At 71.3% G+C, this 11,915-nt stretch carries 11 protein-coding genes; 8 read left to right on the plus strand and 3 right to left on the minus strand.

What is annotated here, in order from left to right; genetic code table 11:
* Nucleotides 1-249 precede the first annotated feature (249 nt).
* Nucleotides 250-1,368: a S1C family serine protease gene (locus ACFO6S_RS20515; RefSeq protein ID WP_378419819.1), complete on the plus strand. Its 1,119-nt coding sequence runs from the start codon at nucleotides 250-252 to the stop codon at nucleotides 1,366-1,368.
* Between the two features lie 27 nt (nucleotides 1,369-1,395).
* Here ACFO6S_RS20515 and ACFO6S_RS20520 read toward each other — a convergent pair whose 3' ends face one another.
* A complete protein-coding gene (locus ACFO6S_RS20520) occupies nucleotides 1,396-1,902 on the minus strand; it encodes a GtrA family protein (protein WP_378419820.1) in 507 nt (168 codons plus the stop codon).
* 51 nt (nucleotides 1,903-1,953) lie between these two features.
* On the opposite strand from ACFO6S_RS20520, the gene ACFO6S_RS20525 reads away from it, so the two are divergent.
* The 3 genes from ACFO6S_RS20525 to ACFO6S_RS20535 all read left to right on the plus strand — a co-directional run bounded on the left by ACFO6S_RS20525 (nucleotide 1,954) and on the right by ACFO6S_RS20535 (nucleotide 6,272).
* Entirely contained in the window at nucleotides 1,954-3,402 is a 1,449-nt protein-coding gene (locus tag ACFO6S_RS20525; RefSeq protein WP_378419821.1) for an FAD-binding protein, read from the plus strand.
* Entirely contained in the window at nucleotides 3,399-4,160 is a 762-nt protein-coding gene (locus ACFO6S_RS20530) for a decaprenylphospho-beta-D-erythro-pentofuranosid-2-ulose 2-reductase (protein WP_378419822.1), read from the plus strand. The genes ACFO6S_RS20525 and ACFO6S_RS20530 overlap by 4 nt, the downstream gene beginning before the upstream one ends.
* Before the next feature lie 255 nt (nucleotides 4,161-4,415).
* Complete coding sequence (locus ACFO6S_RS20535) at nucleotides 4,416-6,272, plus strand: galactan 5-O-arabinofuranosyltransferase (protein WP_378419958.1); 1,857 nt, start codon at nucleotides 4,416-4,418, stop codon at nucleotides 6,270-6,272.
* A gap of 66 nt (nucleotides 6,273-6,338) precedes the next feature.
* Here ACFO6S_RS20535 and ACFO6S_RS20540 read toward each other — a convergent pair whose 3' ends face one another.
* Entirely contained in the window at nucleotides 6,339-6,776 is a 438-nt protein-coding gene (locus ACFO6S_RS20540) for a DoxX family protein (protein WP_378419823.1), read from the minus strand.
* Nucleotides 6,777-6,984: 208 nt separating this feature from the next.
* On the opposite strand from ACFO6S_RS20540, the gene ACFO6S_RS20545 reads away from it, so the two are divergent.
* A complete protein-coding gene (locus ACFO6S_RS20545; RefSeq protein WP_378419824.1) occupies nucleotides 6,985-8,862 on the plus strand; it encodes a DEAD/DEAH box helicase in 1,878 nt (625 codons plus the stop codon).
* Nucleotides 8,862-9,434, plus strand: a complete 573-nt coding sequence (locus tag ACFO6S_RS20550) for a hypothetical protein (protein WP_378419825.1) — start codon at nucleotides 8,862-8,864, stop codon at nucleotides 9,432-9,434. Before ACFO6S_RS20545 ends, ACFO6S_RS20550 begins: the two co-directional genes overlap by 1 nt.
* A 15-nt stretch (nucleotides 9,435-9,449) precedes the next feature.
* Here ACFO6S_RS20550 and ACFO6S_RS20555 read toward each other — a convergent pair whose 3' ends face one another.
* Complete coding sequence (locus ACFO6S_RS20555; protein ID WP_378419826.1) at nucleotides 9,450-9,920, minus strand: MarR family winged helix-turn-helix transcriptional regulator; 471 nt, start codon at nucleotides 9,918-9,920, stop codon at nucleotides 9,450-9,452.
* An 81-nt stretch (nucleotides 9,921-10,001) separates the two neighbouring features.
* Between ACFO6S_RS20555 and ACFO6S_RS20560 the strand changes: the two genes are divergently transcribed.
* Nucleotides 10,002-10,553 carry a carboxymuconolactone decarboxylase family protein gene (locus ACFO6S_RS20560; RefSeq protein WP_378419827.1) on the plus strand — a complete coding sequence of 184 codons (552 nt, stop codon included), beginning with the start codon at nucleotides 10,002-10,004 and terminating at the stop codon, nucleotides 10,551-10,553.
* A 123-nt stretch (nucleotides 10,554-10,676) separates the two neighbouring features.
* Complete coding sequence (locus ACFO6S_RS20565) at nucleotides 10,677-11,903, plus strand: serine hydrolase domain-containing protein (RefSeq protein WP_378419828.1); 1,227 nt, start codon at nucleotides 10,677-10,679, stop codon at nucleotides 11,901-11,903.
* Nucleotides 11,904-11,915: the final 12 nt, after the last annotated feature.

An 11,915-nucleotide genomic window follows, 5' to 3' on the forward strand; every position in this document is an offset into this window, starting at 1 on the left:
GGTGAACCTGCGCCGACCACCGCGTCGCACGTACCGAACGGGCCTGGCGGGCCCTCGCGAAACGATGCTGCCGCCGCTGTGACCGTACAGTCGCGGCCGCGACCGGCTGGCTAATTCGTAGAACTTCGGCGCGCCCACCGCCGCCGGCCGTGTTCTCCCGGCCCGGGAGCCCGAAACGGGCGTAAGTTCACCTGCACCACTGCGCGAGTAATCGATCAGCGGCCCAGCCGCGGGATGCCGGGTGTGTGCATGGACAGGACCGAGCGTCACCAGTCGCGGCCGTCGCGTCGGCGCGGGCCCCGGCTGCTGATCGCCGTGCTGGCCGCGGTCGCGCTCGCCCTGGTCGGCACCCGCCTGGTCGACGAGCCGCCGCGCCCGCAGGTGGTCGCGACGCCGGTGGTCCCTGCCCCGGCACCGGCGCCGGTACCGCTGAGCCCGGCGGAGCTGGCGGAGCGCGTCGTGCCGACCATCGTCAACGTCACCTCCTCGACCGGGCCGCGCGCGACCGCAGGCACCGGCATCGTGCTGACCGCGGACGGGCTGGTGCTCACCAATCACCACGTGATCGACGGCGCCACCGACATCGACGCGACGTCGCTGTCCAACGGCCTGCGCTATGACGCGGAGGTGCTCGGCTACGACCGCTTCCGGGACGTGGCGGTGCTGCGGCTCGAGTCGGCCGACGGCCTGCCCGTCGCGACCATCGGCGATTCGACGCTGGTCCGACTGGCCGACCCGGTGACCGCGATCGGCAACGCGGACGGCGGCGGTCTCCCGGTGGCGGCGCCGGGCCAGGTCACCGGGCTCAACCAGTCGGTGACCGCGCGCAACGCCGGTGACGGTTCCCGGAACCGGCTGACCGGGATGATCGAGGTGGACGCGGACGTGCGGCCCGGCGACTCGGGCGGCCCGCTGGTCGACGCCTACGGCGCGGTGGTGGGCATCAGCACCGCGGGCAATCCGGACACCCGCCCGGACCTGCCCGGCGCCGACCCGGCGCTGATCACCTCGTTCGCGATCCCCATCGCCGACGCGATGGGGGTGGCCGGGCAGGTCCGCGAGGGCCGCACCGGCGGCACCGTGCACGTGGGGCCGACCCCGTACCTGGGCCTCGCCGTGACCGACTCGTCGACGCTGCAGGACGGCGCGAAGGTGGTCGCGGTGGGCACCGACTCCCCCGCCGCGCGGGCCGGGATCCGCGACGGCGACGTGGTCATCTCCTGGTCGGGCGCGCCGATCCGGTCCGCGTCGGACCTGACGTTCGAGATGACCGCCCGGTATCCGGGTGACCGGGTGGACATCGGCTGGGTGGACGCCGCGGGGGCAGTTCAGACGGCCACGCTGGTGCTCGGCAACGGAACGCCGTGATCTTGCGGCGGCCGGGCGGGCGACCGGCTAGCGGATCTTGAAGATGACCGCGCGCTGGACGACGAAGTTGATCACCGTCGCGACGCCCTGGGCGATGACGAAGGCGAGGGCGTTGTAGAGCAGCGTATCCGACCAGACCTCCCCGAGCGCGGTGTAGATGCCGACCTGCACCGCGAACGTGACCGCGTACAGCGCCACCACCGCCACGAAGCGCGCGCGGCTCGGCGGGGCGTTGAACGTCCAGCGGCGGTTGATCAGGTAGGCCGTCGTCGTGCCGAGGACGAAGCCGACGGACTTGGCGACCGCCCGCGGCAGGCCCAGCCCGCCCTGCAACAGCATCGTGACGGTGAAGTCGACGACCGCGGACAGCGCGCCGGTGAGCACGAACCGCACCAGCTGGGTCTTGAGGTCGACGTCGGTGCCGCCGGGCTCGTCCACCAGCGGCAACTCGACGGGGAGCGGCAGGTGCGGCTCGGGGGCGTGGGGGGTACCGGACACCGGTCGAGAGTAGGCGACGCGTCGACCGGGCCACATCCGCGCATTGCCACGGGCCGCGGACGCTACCTCCAGGTAACCTCTACAACGATGTCTACGACAGCTGAAGAGACGCCGGCCGAAGCAGCACAGCCGCAGCCTCTGACCACCCAGACCCGCACCCTCACCGGTTGGGGACGCACCGCGCCGACGACGGCCGAGGTGCTCTCCACCCCCGACGTGGAGGTGATCGCATCCGCGGTCGCCCAGGTCGCCGAGCGCAACGACGGCAAGCCCAGCCACCTGCGGCGCGGCGTCATCGCCCGCGGCCTCGGCCGCTCCTACGGCGACCCGGCCCAGAACGCCGGTGGCCTGGTCATCGACATGAATGCCCTCAACCGCATTCACCGGATCGACCGGGACAGCGCGCTGGTCGACGTCGACGCGGGCGTGAGCCTCGACCAGCTGATGCGGGCGGCCCTGCCGTTCGGCCTGTGGGTTCCGGTGCTGCCCGGCACCCGTCAGGTCACCATCGGCGGCGCGATCGGCTCCGACATCCACGGCAAGAACCACCACAGCGAGGGCAGCTTCGGCAACCACGTGGTCTCGCTCGACCTGCTCACCGCCGACGGCCAGGTGCGCAAGCTGACCCCGAAGGGCGGTCGCAACGACCCCAAGGGCGCGCTGTTCTGGGCGACGGTCGGCGGCAACGGCCTGACCGGCATCATCCTGCGGGCCACCATCAGCATGACGCCCACCGAGACGGCGTACTTCATCAACGACGGCATCCGTACCGACAGCCTCGACGAGACGGTCGCCGCGCACCAGGACGGCACCGAGGACAACTACACGTACTCGAGCGCCTGGTTCGACGTGGTCAGCGGGCCGCCGAAGCTCGGTCGCGCGACCATCACCCGAGGCTCGCTCGCCAAGTTCGACCAGCTTCCCAAGAAGCTGCAGAAGGACCCGTTGAAGTTCGACGCCCCACAGCTGATGACCGTTCCGGACGTGTTCCCGAACGGCCTGATGAACAAGCTGTCGGCCAGCGCCATCGGCGAGTTGTACTACCGGATGGGCGGGGACTACACGGGCAAGGTCCAGAACCTGACGCAGTTCTACCACCCGCTCGACCTGCTGGGCGAGTGGAACCGCGCCTACGGCTCGAAGGGCTTCCTGCAGTACCAGTTCCTGGTGCCCACCGAGGCTCTCGAAGAGTTCAAGAGCATCATTCGGCACATCCAGGCGTCGGGCCACCACTCGGCACTCAACGTGTTCAAGCTGTTCGGTCCCGGCAACAATGCGCCGCTCAGCTTCCCGATGGCCGGCTGGAACGTCGCCATGGACTTCCCGATCAAGGCGGGCCTCAACGAGTTGGTCACCGAACTCGACAAGCGGGTGCTCGAGTTCGGCGGCCGGCTGTACACGGCCAAGGACTCGCGCGCCACCGCCGAGACCTTCCACGCCATGTACCCGCGGATCGACGAGTGGATCGCGACCCGCCGGAAGTACGACCCCACAGGCGTTTTCGCCTCCGATATGTCCAGAAGGTTGGAACTGTGATCAACGCCGTGGGTAACCCCCAGACGCTCCTGCTGCTCGGCGGCACCTCCGAGATCGGCCTGGCCATCTGCGAGGAGTACCTGAAGAAGGGCCCGATGCGGGTGATCCTGGCCGCGCTGCCGGGTGACCCGGGCCGCGACGGCGCCGTCGCGCAGCTGACGGCCAAGGGCGCCACCGCCGTCGACGTCGTCGACTTCGACGCCCTCGACACCGAGTCGCACCCGAAGGTGATCGACGAGGCCTGGTCCAAGGGCGACGTCGACGTCGCGATCGTCGCGTTCGCGCTCGACGGTGACGCCGAGGAACTGTGGCAGAACCAGCGCAAGGCCGTGCTGGTCGCGAACGTCAACTACACCGCGTCCGTCTCCGTCGGCGTGCTCGTCGGCGAGAAGATGAAGGCCCAGGGTTTCGGCCGGATCATCGCGATGTCCTCGGTGGCCGGCGAGCGGGTCAAGCGCGCCAACTTCGTCTACGGCTCCACCAAGGCCGGCCTGGACGGCTTCTACCTGGGCCTGGGCGAGGCCCTGGCCAAGTTCGGCCCCAAGGTCACCGTGGTGCGGCCGGGCATGGTGCGCACCAAGTTCAGCGAACACGTCAAGGAAGCCCCGCTGACGGTCAACAAGGACATCGTCGCCTCGCTCGCCGTGGCCGCGTCGGACAAGGGCAAGGAAATCGTCTGGACCCCGGGTCCCTGGCGTTTCGTGATGATGGCGCTGCGGCACGTCCCGCGGGCGATCTTCCGCAAGCTGCCGATCTAGGCTCCGCGACCGCCACACCCCATCGATCGGCCCACCACAACGCACTGTGGTGGGCCGATCGGTCTTTCGCGGGCAAACGGTTCCCGCGCAGGGTCGCGGTGACGAATCCGCGGCGCTCGCGTCCGAGGTCCTCGCCGGTCACTAAGCTCAGTGGCTGTGACTGACGCTCCCGCGGTTCCGATCCCCGACACGGCCCCGAGCACGGCCCCGCCCCGCACGGACCCGCTGCGACGCGCCGCGTCCGCCGCCGGGGAGATGATGCTGGCGGCGCTCGTCGCGGCCGTGGTCGCCGCCATCGGACTGTTCGCCTTCTCGGTGGTCCAGTGGCCGGCGTTCAACTCCTCCAACGTCACCCGCGCCCTGACCACCGTCGGCCAGGTCGCGACGATGGCGCTGCTCGCCGTCTCGGTGTGGCTGCTGCGCCGACGCCGCGCGACGGCCGTCGCAAAGGCGCTGTCCTGGGTGGGCGTCTCCGGGTTCGTCACCGTCACCCTCGGCATGCCGCTGGCGGCCACCAAGCTGTACCTGCACGGCGTCTCGGTGGACCAGGAGTTCCGCACCGAGTTCCTCACCCGGATGACGGACACCGCGCGACTCGACGACATGACCTACGCGGACCTGCCGTCGTTCTACCCGGCCGGCTGGTTCTGGGTCGGCGGACGCGTCGCCAACCTGCTCGGCATGGACGGCTGGGAGGTGTTCAAGCCCTACGCGATCGCCTCCCTCGCGGTGGCGGCGGTGATCGCGCTGGTGCTGTGGTCCAAGCTGATTCGCGCCGACCTGGCGGTGCTGGTGACGCTGGCGACGACCGCGCTCACGCTCGGGTACGCCTCCCCAGAGGCCTACAGCGCGATCCTCGTGGTGCTGCTGCCGCCGGTGCTGCTGCTGGCGTGGGGAGGGTTGTACCGACCGCTGCAGGCCGGCTCCGGGAACTGGGGGGCCGCGGGCTGGGGCGCGATCGTCGGGACCGGGCTGTTCCTCGGCCTGGCCGCCACCTTCTACACCCTCTACCTCGGCTACGCGGCGTTCGCGGTCACCCTGATGGCACTGGTCGCGGCCGGACTCGCGGCCCGCGCGCACGGCATCCGGGCCGCCGTGCCCATCCTGCTGCGGCTGGCCGCGGCCGCGGTGATCTCCGGCCTGATCGCGCTGATCGTGTGGCTGCCGTTCCTGCTCGCCCTCCGTACCGGCACGCTGTCGGGCACCGGCTCCGCCACCCACTACCTGCCGCAGTCCGGTGCGGACCTGCCGCTGCCGATGTTCGACGGCTCGCTGACCGGGGCGCTGTGCCTGCTCGGCACGGTGTGGCTGGCCGGTCGCGCCACCTCGTCGCGGCGCGCTCAGGCGCTGGGCCTCGGCGTGGTCGCGGTCTACCTGTGGGCGCTGCTGTCGATGGCCGCGACCGCGGCGGGCACCACCCTGCTGTCCTTCCGGCTCGAGCCGGTGCTCATCGTGTTGCTCGGCGCCGCAGGCGTTTTCGGGTTCGTCGACTTCGCCCGCTGGGCGATCCTGGCCACCAGTGAGAACCCTCGGATCAAGGCCGCGATCGTGACGGTCGGCGCACTCGGCGCGGTTGCCTTCGCGCAGTCGATCCCGCAACTGCTGGCCCCGGAGATCACCATCGCGTACACCGACACCGACGGCGACGGGGTGCGCGCGGACCAGCGTCCGCCGGGCGCCGCGGCGTACTACGCGGCCGTGGACGAGGCCATCCGGGCGCAGCGCCCCGGACCGCGGTCCGACACCGTGGTGCTCACCGCCGACACCAGCTTCCTGAGCTTCTACCCGTACTTCGGCTTCCAGGGACTGACCTCGCACTACGCAAACCCGTTGGCGCAGTTCGACAAGCGGGCCGCCGACATCGAGTCCTGGACCGAGCTCGAGACACCCGACGAGCTGATCGCGGCTATGGACGCCACCGGCCTGCGGGGACCCGACACGTTCGTCTTCCGCCAGTCCGACGACGGGTACACGCTGCGCCTCGCGGAGGACGTGTACCCGAACGACCCGAACGTGCGCCGCTACACCGTGACGTTCCCGGCGAAGCTGTTCGAGGACCCGCGGTTCTCGGTCACCGAGGTCGGCCCGTTCGTGGTGGTCACCAGGCACTGATGCACTCGTGCGCGGTTGACGGGCCTCGAGACCCGTCAACCGCGCACGAGCAGCGCAGCGGCCCGACTAGCCGCGCAGCAGCGGCATGACCGAGCGGACCCGGGCGTCGCGCAGGTACAGCCCGCCCCACACGAGGATGCCGGTGTAGATCGGGAACAGCGTGGTGCTGACGATCGGCTGCTCGGTGAGCAGGTTCGTCGCCACGGCGCCGCCGAGGTACCCCGTCAGCAGCACCGCGCCGAGCATCGCGGTGACCGGCGCCAGGTAGAGCGCCAGGCACACCAGCAGCACGACGCCGAAGACCCGGTTCAGCCCGGGATCGAAGCCGAGGTCCGCCATCGCGGTGCGCACCTGCTCCACGTTCAGAAGGTGGGTGACCGAGTCGAACAGCAGGAAGACCACGACCAGTCCGGTGGCGATCCGGCCGGCCAGGCGCTGCCGCGGCGTGACCGCGTCGGCCGTCGGGGCGGCGGGGACGGACGTGGTGTTCGGGGTGATGGTCATGGCGGGCTCCGTCTCGTCCTGGTGGGCCTCACGCGGGGTGCGGAGGCGCATACCAGGTAGACCGGTACGGCCCGCGGAACTCATCGCCGCCCCGGCAGAGACGCACCGATCCGGGATCCGTCAATGTCGGGAAAACCACACCTGATCTGCAGATTCTGGCCGATTCTCGTTGGCGGCGGGGCTCCCCGGACGGCTACCCTCGGCGGACATGAACGAGTCGAGTGCGGACCCCGGGCGCCTGCAGGCCACCTTCGTGCCCGCCCTCGCGACCCTCGCGTGGTGGGGCGTCGCGGACCTCGAGTCGGCACTGTCCGCGCTCGGCCTCCCGTCGGGGACCGCGAGCACGTGTCGGCTGGCGGTCCCGGCCGACGGCACCACGGTCGCACCGCGGACGGTGGGCGTTCGGACCGCGGACCTGACCGACGTGCTGCCCGCGCTGCGGCGCATGGACGCCGGTCCGGACGAGGTGGGCGCGTCGGTGTGGGCGTGGCACCGGGCCGCGCTGCAGCTCGACGAGAGCGACGACACCACGGCATGGACGGAGCTGGCGGGTTCGATGCCCACCGCCGCGCACGCCTGGCTGCGCGCGGACGAGACCGCGATCGGAACGGCGGCGTCCACCCTGCGTCAGTTCGCCGCCGCGGCCGGCACCGGCAGCGAGCTGGCCGCCGCCGACATTCGGGCGACGTTGCGGCCGTATCAGATTCACGGCGTCACCTGGCTGCGGGCGCTGGCCGGCGAGGGCGGCGGCATCCTCGCCGACGAGATGGGGCTGGGAAAGACGCTGCAGGCCATCTCGCTGCTGGCCACCCGCGCCGGGTCCGGGCCACACCTGGTGGTGTGCCCGACATCGGTGATCGGCAACTGGCGACGCGAACTGGGCCGCTTCGCCCCCGACCTGCCCGTGCTGGTGCACCACGGCGCGAGCCGCGGGCTGCCGGCGACCGTGCCGGACGCGACGGTGGTGCTCACCAGCTACAGCGTCCTGCGCACCGACGCGGACGCGCTGACGGCCCGCGCGTGGGACTGCGTGGTGTTCGACGAGGCCCAGCAGATCAAGAACCCGACGGCGCTGGCCGCCAAGGCAGCCGCCCGGCTGCCCGCGACGCTGAAGGTCGCGATGACCGGCACCCCGGTCGAGAACCGGCTCGAGGAGCTGTGGTCGCTCTTCCACGTCACCAACCCCGCCGTGCTCGGCACCCGGGCGCGGTTCCGGCAGCGGTTCGCCACGCCCATCGAGTCGGGCCGCTCACGCACCGCCGCGGTCCGGCTCGCCGCCGTCATCGAGCCGTACGTGTTGCGCCGCACCAAGTCTCAGGTCGCGACCGAACTCCCCCCGAAGCAGTTCTCGACGGTGGCGTGCACGCTGACCGACGAGCAGACCCGGCTGTACCGCGCGGCCGTCGCGGACGCGTTCGCCTCCGGACTGGGCAGCGGCATCGCCCGGCGGGGCAACGTCCTGGCCCTGCTGACGACGCTCAAGCAGGTGTGCAACCACCCGGCACAGGTCGGCGCCGGCGGCGACGACGGGCTGATCGGGCGGTCCGGAAAGTTCGACCGCGCAACCGAAATGCTCGCGGAGATCGTCGCGGACGGCGACCGGGCGCTGGTGTTCACCCAGTACCGCGGAATGGGCGAGCTGCTCTCGTCGCACCTGACCGCCGAGCTGGGTGTGGGGACGATCCCGTTCCTGCACGGCGGCCTGAGTGTGGAGCGGCGCGACCGGCTGGTCGACGACTTCCAGACCGGGCCGGACGCGGCACCCGTCCTGATCCTCAGCCTGCGAGCGGCGGGCTTCGGTCTCAACCTGACCCGGGCCAGCCACGTGCTGCACTACGACCGATGGTGGAACCCGGCAGTGGAGGCACAGGCCACCGACCGTGCGCATCGGATCGGCCAGCAGCAGACCGTCAACGTCCACACCCTCGTCACCGGAGGCACCATCGAGGACCACATCGCCGCCATGCACGAGTCGAAACGCGCGCTGGCCGAGTCGGTCACGGGGAACACCGAGGCGGCGCTGGCCGACCTCCCCGACACCGAGCTGCGCGCACTGCTCGACCTCGACGCGATCGGCGTCTGCTGATGAGCGCGGAGTTCGGGGTCACCGCGTGGGGCCGGGCGTGGCTGCGGACGGTCGAGTCGACGACCGTATCCGCCCCGAATCCGGCTCTCCCCCAGGCTCGTTCCCTCGCGCGCAACGGGGCGGTGCACCTGGCGACGGTCGGGGCCGGGCGGGTCCTGGCCGAGGTGACCGTCCGCGGCAAGGTCTTCCCGGTGACCGTTCAGGTGCCGGTGTGGACGAGGAAGGACGCCGGCACGGTGCGGCGGCTGCTCGGCCGGGCCGGCGCCCAGGATCGTCGGGTGTCCGCGGGTGAACTGCCCGACGGGCTGGTCGCCGAACTGCTGGCCAAGGACATCGCGGTGGCACCCGTGATCGCCGAGTGCACGGCAACCTGCGGGTGCACCGGCCGCCGCAGCCCGTGCGTGCACCACCTCGCAGTGCTGTACGGCCTGGTCCGGAGGGTCGACGAGGAACCGGCGGTCGCGGTCGCGCTGCGGGAGAACGGCGCTCGTTCGACGACGGTGGCGGCGAACCCGGAATCGGACTGGCTCGCCCTGACCGAGATCGCCGCGGACGGGTTCTACGGGGACTGACCGAGCCGTCGCTTCCTAGCCGCCGAACCAGGCCTGCGCGTCGAGACGATGACCCTGCCCGCCGGTGACCGTGCGCAGGTCGGACTCGAGCGCACGCAGTCGGTCCGCCCCGATCGCCGACGCCCATTCGGACTGCAGCTCGTCGAAGATGACGGCGGAGCGGCGCAGGCTGTCCACACCACGTTCGGTGAGGACCACCGTCTTGGCGCGCGCGTCGGACGGATCGGGTTGCCGGGAGACGTATCCCATCGCCTCCAGTCGGTCGACGGTCTTGCCTGCGGCCTGCTTCGAGACACCGAGTCGCCGCCCCACCTCGCTGGCGCTGGCGCCCGCGACGCCGATGGCCTGCATCGCGAATCCGTGCGCCGGCCGCATCTCGGGATGACCCTGCGCGGCGAGCCGCCGATGCGTCTCGTCGATCAGCGACCGGAATCCGGAGAACAGCAGCAGGGGCAGCTCGTAGCCCGGGCTCTCGCGCTCACTCATTCGGCACCCTTGCACCATATCGACAACCAGGTTTACTGTTTTGGTCAACCACGTTGTCCACTCTAGCCAAGGGAAGCCGCCATGACGTTCACCGCACACACCGCAGTAACCGCCCCCGTCGCCGCCCGGCCGATCATGGCGGCGATCGAGCAGCAGTTCGGGTTCCTGCCCGCCGCGAGCGCGTTGATGGCCGAGTCGCCGGAGCTGATGCAGGCGTTCGCCCGCGCGAACGCCCTGTTCGAGAGCGGTACCCTGACCCACCGCGAACGGGAAGTGGTGGTCTTCGCGGTCGCGACCCGGAACGAGTGCCACCTCTGCGTCGCCCTGCACTCGGCCGGCCTCACCCGCGACGGCGCGTCGCCCGAGCTCACCGCAGCGCTGCGCGAGCGTCGCCCGCTCGACGACCCTCGACTCGAGGCGCTGCGACAGTTCACCCTGGCCGTGCTCGACAGTGCGGGCGCGGTGGACGACGCCCGGATGCGCGCGTTCCTCGACGGCGGCTTCAGCCGCAGGCAGGCGCTCGAGGTCGTGCTCGGCGTCGGCACGTACACGCTGTCCACCTTCGCGAACCGGATGACGGGCGCGCCCCTCGACGAGCCGTTCGCGGCGTTCGCCTGGGACGGTGCCGCGTAGCGCCCCCTCCCGATTCGACCCCGCGGTCGCACCCGCCTGCCATCATTGCTCGCGCCCCGGCCATCCCCGAATGACGGCCGCCACCCGCGACCGACCGCACCGAGGATCGAGGAACACCCGCGCATGACCGAGCCCGCCGCCACCGACACCCGCCCCATCTCAGTGCAGCCGAGCACCGCTGGGCCGACCCACCGCCGGCGAAACATGGCCCGGGCGGCGATCGCGGTCCCACTGACACTCGCGGTGCTGATCGCCGGGTCCTACGCCGCGACCGCCGCGCTCGACATCCCCGCGCCGCCCACGCTGGCCCGGCTGCTCACCGCTGCGCCGTCGACCCAGGGCTCGCTCTACCCCGAGCGGGCCGTGCCCGCCACCGACCCACGGCCACTGCCCGTGCACGAGGCCGCACTGCCCGCGACGGTGCCGTGGAAGGGCACACAGATCCCGGTCGCCGAGTTCCTCGACACCACCGAGACGAACGCCTTCCTGGTGCTGCGCGACGGCGCGCTCACCCACGAGTGGTACCGCGACGGGGTCACGCCCACCACCAGGCTGGCGTCCTGGTCGATGGCGAAGTCGGTGGTCTCGCTGCTGGTCGGCCGGGCGATCGACGCCGGCAGACTGAGCGAGGACGACCGTCTGGTCGACGTGCTGCCGGAGCTGGCGGGGGGCGGCGAGTACGACGCCATCACGGTGCGGAACCTGCTGGACATGACCTCGGGCGTCGACGTGTCGGAGAACTACAACCCGTACTTCCCCCTCACCGGCACGGCCCGGATGTACCTCACGGGCGACCTCGACGAATTCGTCCGCGACCACCGGAGTGTGCAGTTCACGCCCGGCAGCAAGGGTGACTACCGCAGCGTCGACACCCAACTCCTCGGCCAGGTGCTCGCCCGCGTCGAGGGCAGGCCGCTGACCGACCTGCTCACCCACGACCTGTGGGGCCCGATCGGCGCGGAGGACGACGCGACCTGGAACCTCGACCGCGACGGCGGACAGGAGAAGGCGTTCTGCTGCATCAACGCCACCGCCCGCGACTTCGCCAAGATCGGGCAACTCGTCCTCGACGGCGGCCGCGTCGGCGACACGCAAGTCGTTCCACCGGCATGGATCTCGCGGATCAGCAGCCCCGCACCCGACCCGGTGTCCAAGTGGGGCTACTCGGCGCAGTGGTGGCACCCCACCGGCGGCGACGGCGCCGACCTGTCCGCGGTCGGCGTCTACGGCCAGTACACCTACGTCGACCCGACCACCCGTACCGTCATCGTCAAGCTCAGCGACTACGGGGCCGAACAGGACGAGCAGGAGACCGTCGACGCGTTGCGGGCGATCGCCGCGGCACGCTAGCTCGGTCGGCCG

It is taken from the genome of Rhodococcus kronopolitis (assembly GCF_042654025.1).
In the GTDB taxonomy this organism is placed as follows: Bacteria; Actinomycetota; Actinomycetes; order Mycobacteriales; family Mycobacteriaceae; genus Rhodococcus_G; species Rhodococcus_G kronopolitis.